The organism is Streptomyces sp. EDA2-14 (assembly GCF_054963755.1).
This window is the reverse complement of sequence record NZ_JBUEGE010000015.1, coordinates 73,225-87,815: the sequence shown is the minus strand read 5'-3', so window position 1 is coordinate 87,815 and position 14,591 is coordinate 73,225. Positions and strand designations below refer to the sequence as shown.

At 72.1% G+C, this 14,591-nt stretch carries 7 protein-coding genes; 1 reads left to right on the top strand and 6 read right to left on the bottom strand.

Annotated features, from left to right (window positions below; genetic code table 11):
• Positions 1–15: 15 nt before the first annotated feature.
• On the top strand, positions 16–3,816 hold the full coding sequence (locus ACY34M_RS29440; protein WP_462721360.1) for a multifunctional oxoglutarate decarboxylase/oxoglutarate dehydrogenase thiamine pyrophosphate-binding subunit/dihydrolipoyllysine-residue succinyltransferase subunit: 3,801 nt from the start codon (positions 16–18) through the stop codon (positions 3,814–3,816).
• Positions 3,817–3,916: 100 nt separating this feature from the next.
• Here ACY34M_RS29440 and fxsT read toward each other — a convergent pair whose 3' ends face one another.
• The 6 genes from fxsT to ACY34M_RS29410 form a co-directional block, all read right to left on the bottom strand.
• Positions 3,917–6,928, bottom strand: a complete 3,012-nt coding sequence (gene fxsT / locus ACY34M_RS29435) for an FxSxx-COOH system tetratricopeptide repeat protein (RefSeq protein WP_462721359.1) — start codon at positions 6,926–6,928, stop codon at positions 3,917–3,919.
• Positions 6,929–7,059: 131 nt separating this feature from the next.
• Positions 7,060–8,469, bottom strand: a complete 1,410-nt coding sequence (locus ACY34M_RS29430) for an aKG-HExxH-type peptide beta-hydroxylase (RefSeq protein ID WP_462721358.1) — start codon at positions 8,467–8,469, stop codon at positions 7,060–7,062.
• Positions 8,469–9,659, bottom strand: coding sequence for an FxsB family cyclophane-forming radical SAM/SPASM peptide maturase (locus ACY34M_RS29425; RefSeq protein ID WP_462721357.1), 1,191 nt, complete (start codon positions 9,657–9,659; stop codon positions 8,469–8,471). The genes ACY34M_RS29430 and ACY34M_RS29425 overlap by 1 nt, the downstream gene beginning before the upstream one ends.
• A gap of 156 nt (positions 9,660–9,815) precedes the next feature.
• The gene (gene fxsA, locus ACY34M_RS29420; RefSeq protein WP_462721356.1) at positions 9,816–10,013 is read right to left on the bottom strand and encodes an FxSxx-COOH cyclophane-containing RiPP peptide; all 198 of its coding nucleotides are present in this window, start codon (positions 10,011–10,013) and stop codon (positions 9,816–9,818) included.
• Positions 10,014–10,045: 32 nt separating this feature from the next.
• Positions 10,046–13,408, bottom strand: a complete 3,363-nt coding sequence (locus tag ACY34M_RS29415) for an SAV_2336 N-terminal domain-related protein (protein WP_462721355.1) — start codon at positions 13,406–13,408, stop codon at positions 10,046–10,048.
• Positions 13,409–13,412: 4 nt separating this feature from the next.
• Positions 13,413–14,432: an AAA family ATPase gene (locus ACY34M_RS29410; RefSeq protein ID WP_462721354.1), complete on the bottom strand. Its 1,020-nt coding sequence runs from the start codon at positions 14,430–14,432 to the stop codon at positions 13,413–13,415.
• Between the last annotated feature and the right edge of the window lie 159 nt (positions 14,433–14,591).

The following is a 14,591-nucleotide window of genomic DNA, read 5'->3' as shown; positions in this document are numbered from 1 at the left end:
AGGGCGGTTACCGCCGTGTCGCCACAGTCCCCCAGTAACTCGAGCATCTCCACCGAGACCGACCAAGCCGGGCAGGGTAAGAACCCTGCGGCCGCATTCGGCCCCAACGAGTGGCTCGTCGACGAGATCTATCAGCAGTACCTCCAGGACCCGAATTCGGTTGACCGAGCCTGGTGGGACTTCTTCGCCGACTACAAGCCAGGTGCCGCGGCCGCGGGGGCCGCGACGACCCCGAAGCCGGCCGAGAAGTCCGCGGCCCCGGCCGCGCCAGCAGCGCAGGCCCCCGCCGCGCCCGCGAAGCCCGCAGCCGCAGCTCCCGCACAGGCTGCCGCCGCGCCCGCGAAGCCCGCCACTCCGGCCGCGCCCACCGCGCCGAAGCCGGCCGCTGCTGCGCCCGCGAAGCCCGCAACCCCGAAGAAGGCTGAAGAAGTGACGACCGAGGCCCCTGCCGGCCCCGAGCTCGTGACGCTGCGCGGCCCCGCCGCCGCCGTCGCGAAGAACATGAACAAGTCCATCGAGGTCCCCACGGCGACGTCCGTGCGCGCGGTCCCGGTGAAGCTGCTGTTCGACAACCGCATCGTCATCAACAACCACCTGAAGCGGGCCCGCGGCGGGAAGATTTCCTTCACGCACCTCATCGGGTACGCGATGGTGCAGGCCATCAAGGCCATGCCGTCGATGAACTACTCCTTCCAGGAGAAGGACGGCAAGCCGACCCTGGTGAAGCCGGACCACGTGAACTTCGGTCTGGCCATCGACCTCGTGAAGCCGAACGGCGACCGTCAGCTCGTCGTCGCCGGCATCAAGAAGGCCGAGACGCTGAACTTCTTCGAGTTCTGGCAGGCCTACGAGGACATCGTCCGGCGCGCCCGCGACGGCAAGCTCGGCATGGACGACTTCACCGGTGTCACGGTCTCCCTGACCAACCCCGGTGGCCTCGGCACCGTCCACTCGGTCCCGCGCCTGATGCCCGGACAGTCGGTCATCATGGGCGTCGGCTCCATGGACTACCCGGCCGAATTCCAGGGCACGTCGCAGGACACCCTCAACAAGCTCGGCATCTCGAAGGTCATGACGCTCACGTCGACCTACGACCACCGGGTCATCCAGGGCGCCGCCTCCGGCGAGTTCCTGCGCATCGTCGCGAACCTCCTCCTCGGTGAGAACGAGTTCTACGACGAGATCTTCAAGGCCCTGCGGATCCCCTACGAGCCGGTCCGCTGGCTCAAGGACATCGACGCGTCGCACGACGACGACGTCACCAAGGCCGCCCGCGTCTTCGAGCTGATCCACTCCTACCGGGTCCGCGGCCACGTCATGGCCGACACCGACCCGCTGGAGTACCAGCAGCGCAAGCACCCCGACCTGGACATCACCGAGCACGGGCTCACGCTGTGGGACCTGGAGCGCGAGTTCGCCGTCGGCGGCTTCGCCGGCAAGTCGATGATGAAGCTGCGCGACGTCCTCGGCGTGCTGCGCGACTCGTACTGCCGCACCACCGGCGTCGAGTTCATGCACATCCAGGACCCGAAGCAGCGCCGCTGGCTGCAGGACCGCATCGAGCGGCCGCACGCCAAGCCGGAGCGCGAGGAGCAGCTGCGCATCCTGCGCCGGCTGAACTCGGCGGAGGCCTTCGAGACCTTCCTTCAGACCAAGTACGTCGGTCAGAAGCGGTTCTCCCTGGAGGGCGGCGAGTCCGTCATCCCGCTGCTCGACTCGGTCATCGACGCCGCCGCCGAGGCCCGCCTCGACGAGGTCGTCATCGGCATGGCCCACCGCGGCCGTCTGAACGTGCTGGCGAACATTGTCGGCAAGTCGTACGCGCAGATCTTCCGGGAGTTCGAGGGCAACCTCGACCCGAAGTCGATGCACGGCTCCGGCGACGTGAAGTACCACCTGGGCGCCCAGGGCACCTTCACCGGCCTGGACGGCGAGCAGATCAACGTCTCGCTGGCCGCCAACCCGTCCCACCTGGAGACGGTCGACCCGGTCATCGAGGGCATCACCCGCGCCAAGCAGGACATCATCAACAAGGGCGGCACGGACTTCACGGTCCTGCCGGTCGCCCTGCACGGTGACGCGGCCTTCGCGGGCCAGGGTGTGGTCGCCGAGACGCTCAACATGTCGCAGCTGCGCGGCTACCGCACGGGCGGCACGGTCCACATCGTCATCAACAACCAGGTCGGCTTCACCGCCGCCCCGGAGTCCTCGCGCTCCTCCATGTACGCCACGGACGTGGCCCGCATGATCGAGGCGCCGATCTTCCACGTGAACGGCGACGACCCCGAGGCCGTCGTCCGCGTTGCCCGCCTGGCCTTCGAGTTCCGCCAGGCGTTCAACAAGGACGTCGTCATCGACCTCATCTGCTACCGCCGCCGCGGTCACAACGAGTCGGACAACCCGGCGTTCACGCAGCCGCTGATGTACGACCTGATCGACAAGAAGCGCTCGGTGCGCAAGCTCTACACCGAGTCCCTCATCGGTCGCGGCGACATCACCCTGGAAGAGGCCGAGCAGGCGCTCCAGGACTTCCAGGGCCAGCTGGAGAAGGTCTTCACGGAGGTCCGTGAGGCCGTCTCGCACCCGGCCGCCGCCGAGGTGCCGGACCCGCAGGCCGAGTTCCCGGTGGCCGTGCAGACGGCGATCTCCCAGGAGGTCGTCAAGCGCATCGCCGAGTCCCAGGTCAACATCCCGGACCACGTCACCGTGCACCCGCGTCTGCTGCCGCAGCTGCAGCGCCGCGCCAGCATGATCGAGGACGGGACGATCGACTGGGGCATGGGCGAGACCCTCGCCCTCGGTTCGCTGCTCCTGGAGGGCACGCCGGTCCGGCTGTCCGGCCAGGACTCGCGCCGCGGCACCTTCGGTCAGCGCCACGCGGTCCTCATCGACAACAAGACGGGCGAGGACTTCACCCCGCTCCTCTACCTGTCGCCCGACCAGGCCCGCTACAACGTCTACGACTCGCTGCTCTCCGAGTACGCGGTCATGGGCTTCGAGTACGGCTACTCGCTGGCGCGTCCCGAGTCCCTCGTGATGTGGGAGGCGCAGTTCGGCGACTTCGTCAACGGCGCGCAGACGGTCGTCGACGAGTACATCTCGGCCGCCGAGCAGAAGTGGGGCCAGACCTCCGGCGTCACGCTGCTGCTGCCGCACGGCTACGAGGGCCAGGGCCCGGACCACTCCTCGGCCCGTGTCGAGCGCTTCCTCCAGCTGTGCGCGCAGAACAACATGACGGTCGCCATGCCGACGCTGCCGTCGAACTACTTCCACCTCCTGCGGTGGCAGGTGCACAACCCGCACCACAAGCCGCTGGTGGTCTTCACGCCGAAGTCGATGCTGCGCCTCAAGGCCGCCGCGTCGAAGGTGGAGGAGTTCACGACGGGCGGCTTCCGTCCGGTCATCGGCGACGAGTCGGTGGACCCGAACGCGGTCAAGAAGGTCGTCTTCGTGGCGGGCAAGCTGTACTACGACCTGGAGGCCGAGCGGCAGAAGCGCGGCGACACGGAGACCGCGATCATCCGCGTCGAGCGTCTGTACCCGCTGCCGGGTGCCGAGCTCCAGGCGGAGATCGCCAAGTTCCCGAACGCCGAGAAGTACCTCTGGGCGCAGGAGGAGCCGGCGAACCAGGGTGCGTGGCCGTTCATCGCGCTCAACCTGATCGACCACCTGGACCTGGCCGTCGGCGCCGACGTGCCGCACGGCGAGCGCCTGCGCCGCATCTCGCGGCCGCACGGCTCGTCCCCGGCGGTCGGCTCGGCCAAGCGTCACCAGGCCGAGCAGGAGCAGCTGGTGCGTGAGGTCTTCGAGGCGTAAGGCCCCGAAGCGCAACGAGCAAGGCCGAAGGCCCGGTCCCCTTTCGAGGGGGCCGGGCCTTCGGCGGTGTCCGGGCCTTCGGCGGTGACCGGTCGGCCTGTCAGGTCGTCTGGGGTTCGAAGTCCCAGTGGGGGCGGTTGCGGGCGCGCGCGGAGATGGTGTGCACGTGCTGCGGGCCGAGGGTGGCCGCCAGGTCGGAGAGGGCCTCCTGCTCGGTCTTCTCCGCCTGCCGGCGCTCCCGCAGGCCGCGGAGGTCGGCGGCGAGCGCGATGCGCGCGGACAGGCTGAGCGGGTGGGTCCTGCCCAGTGCCTCGACGGCACGCGCGGCCGTGCTGCTGCTGAGCGCGGCCGCGGCCTCGGTGTCGCCGACGAGGTTGCGCAGGGCCGAGGCGTTGACGGCGCAGCCGAGGGTCCAGGGGTGGTTCTCCCCGACGGCGGCGGTCATGTCGGCCAGGGCCTGCTCGATGAGGTCGTGCGCGTGCTCCCGCTCCCCCACGTTGCGCAGGATGAGCGCGTGGTTGGCGCGGGCCCCCGCGACGAAGGGATGGCTGTCGGCCAGCATCAGCTCGTACCGGGCGACGATGGCCTCGCTGAGCTCCCGCGCCTCGTCGATGTCCCCGTCCTCGCGGGCGAAGCAGCTCTGGGCGCAGGCGAACATGAGGGTCCACGGATGGGTCTCGCCCATCACGCGCTCGCCGCGCTCCAGTACGCGCGCGAGGGCGGGCCCCGCCTTCGCGCGCTCGCCCTTGCGGTGGTGGCAGAGCGCCAGGTTGTACTCCGCCTTGAGCGTCTGCGGGTTGCTCTCCCCCATCACGATCCGGTTCTCGCGCAGACTCTGCAGCTGGTTCGACTCGGCCTCGTCGTAGCGGCCCGTCAGACGCAGGTCGATGGCGTACTTGATGTGGGAGTCGAGCGTCCAGGGGTGCCGCCCCTTCAGCAGGGAGCGCCGGGACTCCAGGACCTGGCGGTCGATGTCGAGGGCCTCGGAGTAGGCGCCGAGCAGCCGCAGGGTGACCGCCACGTTGTTCTGTGCGTTCAGCGTGCGCGAGTCCTGCTCGCCCAGGAGCCCTTGATAGGCCGTCAGGATCCACCGGCACAGTTCGAGGGCCTCGTCGTAGCGCCCGAGGCCGCGCAGGTCGGCGGCGAGGCCGCTGGCGGCGCGCAGGTGCTCCAGGTCGTCGGGGCCCCGCTTCTCCCGCAGGTACTCGACGGCGGCGCGGTTGAGGACCTCCGTGCGCGCGTACTCACCGGCGGCGCGCAGCACGTTCACGTAGTGGAACGACAGCTCCCAGATACGCGGATGGTTCTCGCCGAGCAGCTTCCGCCAGGCCGCCAGGGCGCGCTCGCCCAGCTTGATGCCGGCCGTGTACTCGCCGGAGAAGTACATGTAGCGCAGGCAGTTGAGCACGAGCCGCTGGACGTTCGGGTCCTTGCTCTGCAGCACGTCCGCGTACTTCAGGTGCGGCACGATCTCGGCGTAGCCGGGCCACAGCCGGGTGTCGGTGGGCCTGCGCGGATCGGCGGCGGCCAGGGCCCGCTGCACGACGCCGATGAACTCGCGCCGGTCCGCGTCCGGCATGTCCACGTGCACGATCTGGTGGACCATGCGGTGCAGGTACAGGGACTCGCCCGATGCGGTCGCGTCGTCCGCCCCCGCCTCGTGGGACTCCAGGCGGACCACCGAGTACTGGCGCAGCTGGTTGACCGCCTTGTTCCACAGCAGCGGATCGTTCAGCAGCCCCGCGACCTGTTCGGGCAGGTCGTCGACCGGCATCTCCTTCAACAGGCGTACGGGGATGAAGCCCGGCGCGAAGAACGTGCACAGCCGCAGCAGGTCGACCGATTCCGGAACGGTCTCCTTGAGCTTGTTCAGCAGTATCGACCAGGCCGTCTGGAAGGCGATCGGGAAGTCCGCCGACACCTTGACCACGTCGTGGTCGATCCCGCCGTCCAGGAGACCGATGTACTCGTCGACCGACAGGTCCGAGTCGTTCAGCCAGCCGGCCGTCTGGTCGAGGAGCAGCGGCAGGTCCTCCAGGGCCTCCGCCAGCAGGTCGGCGTCCGGCTCCGTCAGCCGCGGCGCCCGGCGCCTGAGGAACGCCACGGACTCGCTGCGCTGGTAGACCGGCACCTCCAGGAGCATGCTGTTGTGCTCGCTCCACTCCGGGTTGCGCGAGGTGATGATCACCTGGCCCGGGCCCGTCGGCACCAGGTCCCAGATCTGGTCCGGCTCGTCGGCGCCGTCGAGGACCAGCAGCCAGCGCCCGTACGGTTCGCCGCGGCGCAACGCGTCACGGACGGCCCGCAGTCGTTCGCCGTACTCCTGACCGGTCTGCAGGCCGAGTTTGGGCGCGAGTTCCGCGAGGCCGCGCCGGTAGGTGACGCGCTTCTCGGCGTTGACCCACCACACGACGTCGTACTCGGACCCGAAGCGGTAGACGTACTCCGCCGCGAGCTGGGTCTTGCCCACGCCCGACATGCCGTGCAGGGTCACCACGCCCGCGCCCGCCTCGGCGGACGTCAGTTCGTGGTACGCCTCGTTGAGGAGGCGCTCGCGGCCGGTGAACCGGGTGTTGCGGCGCGGGACGCCGCCCCACACCTCGGGCATCGTGGCCGGGAACCGGGGGCCGCGCCGCGCGCCGTCGGCGGACTCGGGCAGCGGGTCGGTCGGCAGGTCGAGCCGTTCGAAGAGGCGCCGCTCGGCTTCGTCGGCGCCCAGGTTGATCAGGCCGACGGCGCCGAGCACGGCGCTGGCCGACGGCACCGACGCGGTCGTCAGGGAGACCGCGGCGAACCGTGTCGGGTCGGGCGCGACGACCTCGCGCAGCGCCGCGTTCCACTCCTCGTGGGTGCGCGGACCGAGCTGGAAGTACCAGTCGCTGACGATGATGAGGATCCGGCCTTCCGAAAGGCTCAGGTCGCGCAGCAGATCCACGAGCGGGGTGTCGGCCGGGGACTCCCAGCGCTGGAACACCACCCGGACACCGCGCCGCTGCAGGCGGTCGGCGATCCAGGCCGCCCAGGCGCGGTTGAACCCGGCGTAGCTGACGGTGACGGTCCGATTCGCAGCCTCCCCCACGGTCGCCCCGACCGGCGTACGAGCTCCAGACATTCAGCGGCCTCCTGCTGCGCGTAGTCGCGAAAAATCGTAGAACCTCGGCGCGATGCTGGTAAGTGGCACACCGCCAACTACGCCGTGGTTCCAGGATCTTCGCGCAGTGGCGCACCGACCGGTTGCCATCTTCACTCATTCGGCCGGGCGGCCGAGGACTGCCGCTGTCGCCACAGGGACCGCACCGCGTCCACGTACGCCTCGGCGCGGGCCGTGTGGCCTCGGGGCGCCGGGTGGGCGGACATCCGTTCGTAGGCGACGATCATCTGGTCGACGAACCGGCGGCCCCGCACGGTCAGGTGCGGTGATCCGACGAGCACCGGGAGCACGGCGCCGACCTGGGCCCGGTAGCGGCTGTACTGGGTCCACGCGGATTCCGCGTCGGACGCCTCGGTGAGCGCCCGGCGCTGGAAGAAGTCGGCGAGCGCCAGATGTGCGTAGGCGCCCTGCAGAAGCCCTTCGAAGGGGCGAGGATCGGGCCGCCAGGGCGCGAAGTACCGGGCCCGGTCGTCGTCCTGATGGAGCACCAGGGCGTCGCTCAGGGCGGAGAGTTTCGCGTGCTGGAGTTCGTGGACGACCGTCGCGGCGAAGGCGGCCGGTGCGGGCGGTGTGCTGGTGAGCAGGGCGCCGAACGCCTCGCGCCGGGTGGCGCTGCACCCGCCGCGGCCCTCCGCGCCCGGCGGCATCTCCAGGGGCACCAGGCACCGCAGCAGCGTCAGGGCCTCCGTGAGCCGGTGCTCGCCGCCGGTGCGCAGTACGGCGGCCGTGCCCGACCAGGCCGTCAGCCAGCGCTTGCGCTCCGCGTCGTCCAGCTCCGTGGGGCCGCTCTGGTGCCGGTGGCGTGGTCCGGGCGCCGTGCGGTACGGGTCGAGGTCGTCCAGCGGCATGGGCGCGGCTTCGGGGGTGAGCCCCGGCAGCGCGTGGGCGGGCGTCCACGCGAGCGCCCCGGACCACGCCCCGAACCCGCTCTCCAGGACCACGACGACGTCCTCGGCATTCTCCTGACGCAAGGTCACGCAGCTGTTCTCGCAGCTCATTTCGATCTGCACGTCGCGGTTCGCGGCCGTGTGCAGCCTGCCGAGGGAGGGCAGGGTCAGAGTCCCGCCGTGCGCGGACAGCCGCACCGTGAAGGAGAGGCCGGCGCGGGCGGCGGACGCCGCCGCCAGGACACTGAAGTGGTGCAGGGCGAGCCGCAGTTCGCGTTCCTCGCCAGGCCCGGGGGGCCCTGCCGTCCGGCCGAGGCCGCGCAGGCAGCGCAGCACCCACGGGCCGGTGAGCGGGTAGAGGATCCGGTCCCGTGCCCGGTTCGCGGCCCGTGACACACCCTCCGCCTCGGTCAGCAGTGCCCAGTCGTCTCTCAACCGCGCCTTCTGTCCGGCGGTGCACACCTGCGGGTCCGCCGCGTCGACCGCGTCGAGGAGGGCGCGGATCAGCAGCAGCCGCCGCGTGTCCTGGTCGCGCACCAGGAGCGCGAGCGTGTCCGGGCCGCCTTCGGTCCTGCCGAGTTCGTCGAGGGCCCGGTCCGGGATCACGGTGAGCATCAAGGGGCACTCCTCTCGCCCGCGACCGGGACGGTGGCGGTGGTGCGCCCTGCGAGCTCCCGAGCCACGTGGCGGATGAACCGCTGCAGGTCGGCGCAGTACACGGACGGGTTGCTGAACCCGTCGCCCGCCCGGTAGCGGTGGGCGTAGTGGCCGCCGCCGCAGACGGTCAGCAGGGGGCAGGCCCGGCACTGTCCGGCCAGCGCCGTCGCGGCCGACTGCCGGGCGACGACCCCGGGGTGGCGGAGGGCCTCGTCGAAGCCGTGCCGGAAGACGTCGAGGCCTGTCGCGGCGGCGCCCTCGTAGGCCGACTTCAGGGAGTCCACCTGCTCGATCGACCCGTCCGTCTCGACGACCACGGCGTCGAAGGGGGCGAGCCCCAGCGACTCGGTGGCCGCGGGAAGGCCGAGCAGCAGCGCGACGCACTCCTCGAAGAGGCGGACCCGTATCTCCCTGCGCCCGGCCTGCCACCAGCGGTCGAAGGCGGCGCACAGCCAGTCCCCGTACGCGGTGCCGTCGCTGTTCCAGTGCGGCGGCGGGTTCGTCCAGTTGCCGTGCGGCAGCAACAGGTCCAGGGCCGGTGGGCCGAGGCCCAGCAGGGACTCGTACGTCTCCACGGGATCCTGCGCGGGGTCGACCACCGCGAGGACTCCGGCGAACGACCGCGGGAAGCGCTCGGCGACCAGCCGTGCCCCTCGGACGGCGGCGGGCCAGGACGGGCGGCCCGCGTGGTCGACGCGACGCGCGTTGCCCGCGGCGGTTCCTCCGTCGAGGCTGATGCCGACGGTGATGTCGTGCCGGGCCAGGGTGGCGAGGCGGCTCTCGGTCAGCAGGGTGGCGTTGGTCTGGACGGTGGCGCGGACCGCGCACCCGGCGGGCGCCCGCTCGCGGACCAGGTCACTGAACCGGCCGAGGGTGTCGGCGCCCGCCAGCAGCGGCTCCCCTCCGTGCAGGACCAGGGAGAGCGTGGTCAGGGAATGGGCGCGTGCGTGCTCGGCGATGCGGGACGCGGTGCGGTCCAGGACGTCCTCGGCCGCGGCGGCGGGGCGGGTGCGCCAGGTGTGGTCGGGGCCTTCGTAGAGGTAGCAGTAGCGGCAGGCGAGGTTGCAGCGGCCGTGCACCTTGACGACGAACTGCCGGAAGGGGAAGGGCGGTTGAGGTATCGCATGGGGCGTTGCCTCTCCGGACACACCTGCACCCCCTGTCGTACGCGCGTGGAACGACCTCGTTCGCGAAAGCCGCCTACCGTCACACCGAAGGCATCAAACGCGGCGCTTTCGAACTGTCCGATTCGGTGGAGAGCGCGACCGAAACCATGCCGAGCGGCTTCCACGCTCCCCAGGACATCAGGCGAAGGAGTTGTTCCACCCCCAGAGCGCCTCTCCGGGTCGTTCCGCCCGGTCGCGCAGTTCGGCGAGCACGTCGCGCAGCACGGGATGCCGCAGCGTCTCCAGGTCCTTCAGAGCGAGCTGTGTCAGGTCGGGCAGCGGCTCGTTCGCCTCCTGATCTCCCTCGGCGTCCAGTGGTTCCTCGTTCCTGGTCACACCAGCCTCCTCGTGTCCCCATCGTGTCCCGCTCATTCCAGGGCGGCCAGCCTCTCCGCCGTGTCACGAGCCGTCGGCGCGCCGGTGCCCAGGCTGCCCTCCGGAAGCCTGGACCATCCCGCGCGTGCCGCCCTGTAGGAATCACGGGCGGCCCGCGGGCGGGCCGCCGCTTCGTAGGACATACCCCGCCAGTGCTGCGCCTGCGCACCCAGTTCCACCGCTTCGTGGCGCCGCTGGTCGGTCTCCGCGGCCTGCGCGGCCTCCCGGGCGCAGTCCGCCGCCGCCCGGAACGCCTCCACGGCCTCGTCGAGCCGCGCCGGACGCCCCAGGCTCCGGTAGGCCTCGTACTGCACCTCGCCCAGCTCAAGCCAGCACCGCGCCGCGAGGAGCGGGTCGCCGGCCTCGGCCGCGGCGAGCCCGAGGAGGTGCTCGGCCTCCCGCAGGTCCACGCGGTCGGCACGCCCGCGGTAGCGGAGCATCAGCGCGCGGCCGAGGAGCAGAAGGCGGCCTGCCAGCTTGGCGCTGCCGGCCGGCGTCTCGGTACGACAGTCCCGCAGGACGCGGATGGAGCGGGAGATGGCCTCCTGGGCGCGGGGTCCCGATTCCAGCGCGGCCCCGCGCAGGAGGACCTCGCCCCATTCGGCGAGCACGTCGGCGTGGGCCAGGGCCTCCCGCGGCATGCGCTGCGCGGCGCGCTCGAAGTGCTCCGCCGCTCCCTGCAGTTCGCGCGGATCGCCCGACTCGTCGTAGCGCGCGACGGCGACGCGTCCGGCGCGCACCAGCACGGCGGCCCGCAGGCGCTGCTCGGAGGCGAGCGACAGCGCGTCGTCGACGCGCGCCTGCGCCTCGTCGAGTGCGCCGCCCGCCGCCAGCAGCGCGTCCACCAGGTCGAGGGCGATACGCACCCGGGGCAGGGCGGCGGTGGCCTCGGGGTCGCTGTCGAGGCCGTCGCGCAGCGAGCGCGCGCTCTGCTCCGCGTACCGGCGCGCCTGCTCACGGTCGGACGTCGCGCCGGACAGGCGGAGCAGTATCCGCCCGTGCGCGAGCGGGAGCTCCGGCGGACGGCCGCGGTCGGGCCAGGCGTCGACGAACGCCTCCAGCATCCCGACGGCGCCCTGGAGCAGCGCGCTGTCGCCGCCGATCCGCCACTGCGTCTCCAGGGCGCCGACCCGTTCCAGGGTGAGCCGCAGCGCTTCCCGTTCCTCCAGGTCGGGCGCCGAGCACGCGACCGCGTACTCCCGGTCGGCCCTGCGCAGCAGTTCGAGCGCGCCGTGCCGGTCGCCGCGGCGCCTGCGGTCCGTGGCCGCGGTGCTCAGTACGCGCGCGAGGACGGCCCGTTCGCGCAGCGCGTGCGGGTGCGCGGTCGCGCGCTCCGCGGCCTGCTCCGCCTCGCGCAGCAGATCGGCGCCGCCTTGCACCTCCCACAGGCGCAGCACGCAGTGGGCGTATTCGGCCCACAGCTCGAAGTCCCGCTCCGCGGGCCGCTCGTGCTCGGTGGCGCCGCGCAGCAGCTGCACGGCGTCGATGAGGTCCTGCACCATGCCCTCGCCGTCGAAGCGCTGGGCGAGCTCACGGGCGCGGGTGACGGCCGGGTGGGTGGGCGGTGCCTCAGCCTGGTCGTCGCGTCCCCTGCTCCCGTACGACGCGAACTGTTCCGGCAGCGGCATGAAGCGCTCCAGGACGCGCGCTGCGACCTCGGCGAAGGGCTGCGGTACGAGGTCCTCGGCGCCGTGCTCGCCGTTCTCGCCGTTCTCGCCGCCGACCGTGTGCGGCATCCGGTACGCGCCGCCGGACGGGCGCCCGCCGCCCCCGTCGCCGAGCTGCGCCAGCGCGAGGGCCGGGAAGTTGGGGCCGCCCTTGCCGAAGCGGGCCTCGATGTACTCGGAGCAGTGCTTGAGGACCAGGACGGCCTCGTCCCTGCCGAGCGGCCCGAGCAGCGACTCCTGCACGCCCGGCGCGAACTCGTACCACTGCACGCCGTCGCCCCCGTGGTCCTCCTTGGCGCGCGTGAGCAGCCCGCTGAGCAGGACCTCCGCCAGTTCGGACGGGCCGGAGCCGGGCAGCATGGTCCGCTGCACGAGCTGCATCACCGGCAGGCACAGCGGGGCCGCCGCCAGGAATCCGGCGAGCCGGCTCGCGTCCGGTGAGGCGGTGGAGCGGAACCGGGAGACCAGTTCGAGCACCGAGGGCCGCTGCGCCTGCCGCCCCACCGGCACCTGCCGCTGGTCCGCCCTGACCCAGCCGACGGCGCCCGCCACGGGACCGGCGCCCGCCCCCGACAACGTTCGCGCCCAGGCGCCGAGCGCGACCGGCTCGGGCGGCAGCACGGGCACGGGCAGCGCGCCCGCGCGGACCCGCGCCGAGGACCCCGCATGGGTCCGTACCCGCAACGCGGCACCGCCGAGGTCCTCGCCGCGGCTCAACTCACCGTAGGAGACGGGGAGCCTGGTCCTGTTCCACATGCGCTGCGGCAGGGGCTGCAGCACGGCGGCGGGGGCCTGCCGTGCCAGTTGGTGCAGCAGCCGGTGGGCACGGCCACTGTGCCAGAGCGGGCCCGCGCAGTCGCTGACGAGGACGGTGATCTGGCGCCCCGACGGGTCGCTGAGCCGGTCGGTGGAGTGCAGCGGAGCCCCGTGCAGATCGGGGCTGCGGCTGACGGCCGCCTTCGCGTCGGGGCCCTCGTGCAGATAGCTGACCTGGATGTCCCAGAAGGCGCCCAACTGGCCGAAGACCCACTCCAGTTCCGCGAACATCCGGTCCCACACGCGCATGGACGAGGAGGCGTCCATCACGAGGTGCAGTCGTGCGTCGGCGCGGGTCACGGCGCGGAACACGGGCAGGACGAGACCGCCCGCGCGCGCGGTGCGCTCCGCGGTCGCCGTCTCGTCGAGCACCTTGCGCAGCGGCGGGGCGGCGCTGCGATACCCCTGCAACGGCCGCAGTGCGCGCTGGAGTTCGAGCGGGGCGGAGAACGCGCGCGCCGCGGGGACACCGACCGGCAGCGGGGCGGTTCGGCCCTCGCCGTGCGGGCGGCCCGGGCCGGGGCGCGACACGGGGTACAGGGCGACACGTCGCTCGCCGCTCCCGTCGTGCACCTGGAGTTCCGCCGGCTCCGGAACCCGCTCGGGCAGCGTGGTACGCGAGGTGGTCGGCAGCGGCGTGGACCGCGCCTCTTCATGGGTGGGCCGCTCGCCCTGCACGGGCTGCGTCTGCTCCGCGACACTCGGCGGGCGGGCGTGCCCGGCCAGCCACAGCGCGTCGCACAGCCCTTCGGCGTCGGGGTCGAGCCCGATCTGCCGCAGCCTGGCGATGAGTTCGGCGACGGGGTCGCCGCCTTGGCGTCCGGGCTCCGAGGGCGAACCGGGACCCTGACGCGCCGTCGCGTCCGGAGTCACCGCATCACCTCGGGCGGTCGAGTCGCTGGATCAGGAGGTCGGCGAGTCGGTCACGGCTGGGCGGGGCGGCCGCGTCGGTGAGGTAGATCGCGTTCAACAGCTGGTCCGTGGCCAGGAGTTCGCTGCGGGAGCGCTCCAGGAAGCGGTTGATGAGGTCGTCCCCCGCGCGTGCCGCCTCGTCGCCGAGGTGGGCGCGTACGAAGGTGGCGAGCCGGTTGTGGTCGGGCCTGCCGAGTTCGAGGTGGATGCAGCGGCGCATCAGCGGGGCGGGGAAGTCGCGCTCCCCGTTGCTGGTGAGCACCACGAACGGGAAGGCGTGGCAGCGCACCCGGCCGTCGCGGACGCGGACCTTCACACCGTCGGCGGTGAGCACTTCGGCCTCGCCGTCGGGCAACCGGTCGGCGACCCGCTCCAGTTCGGGTATCGCGAACTCGCCCTCCTCCAGCACGTTGAGCAGGTCGTTGGGCAGATCGATGTCGCTCTTGTCGAGCTCGTCGATGAGCAGCACGCGCGGCGTCGCCGACGGCAGCAGCGCGGTGCCCAGCGGGCCGAGCCGGATGTAGCTCCCGATGCCCTCGACGGCCCCCGGCGACCCGCCCGCGGAGCCGAACCCGCCCTGCGCCGCGATCTGCACGTCCTGGAGGCGGGCGATCGCGTCGTAGTGGTAGAGCCCGTCCTGGAGCGTGGACCGGCTGACGATGGACCACCGCAGTACGTTGCCCAGACCCAGCTCGTACGCCACCGAGTGGGCGAGCGTGCTCTTGCCCGCGCCGGGGCTGCCCGTCACGAGCAGCGGGCGGCGCAGATACAGCGCCGCGTTGATCATTTCGAGTTCCTCGGCGCCGGGCCTGTGCAGCTCCGCCAGGTGCCGGTGCGCGCCGAGCCTGCGGTCCTCGGAGCCGTCTCCGCCGGTCGAGTCCCGCCCCGAGAAGTCGCGCCAGGGAGGTGGCGGGGGCAGGCGGTCGAGGCCCTCATGGGGTTCGCCGGCGCCACGGTAAATGAGCCACTCACTGGATTCGGTCATGGTCCGGTCCTCGTCGTCACTCGTCCAGCAGGGCAGCCGAAGGGACGTGCTTCACGGTATCGATGGTTCGTGGCGGTGGTAAGGGCTCCGTGGTGAGCTGGCCTGAAGGGCCCCTCCGGGGACGGGCAGCCGGTCCTCGTGGTGCTCCGTCGACCGGCC

Bases quoted from the DNA above. Each gene is read 5' to 3' on its own strand.
- fxsT (WP_462721359.1), bottom strand. From the start codon at position 6,928: ATGTCTGGAGCTCGTACGCCGGTCGGGGCGACCGTGGGGGAGGCTGCG.
- ACY34M_RS29430 (WP_462721358.1), bottom strand. From the start codon at position 8,469: ATGCTCACCGTGATCCCGGACCGGGCCCTCGACGAACTCGGCAGGACC.
- ACY34M_RS29410 (WP_462721354.1), bottom strand. From the start codon at position 14,432: ATGACCGAATCCAGTGAGTGGCTCATTTACCGTGGCGCCGGCGAACCC.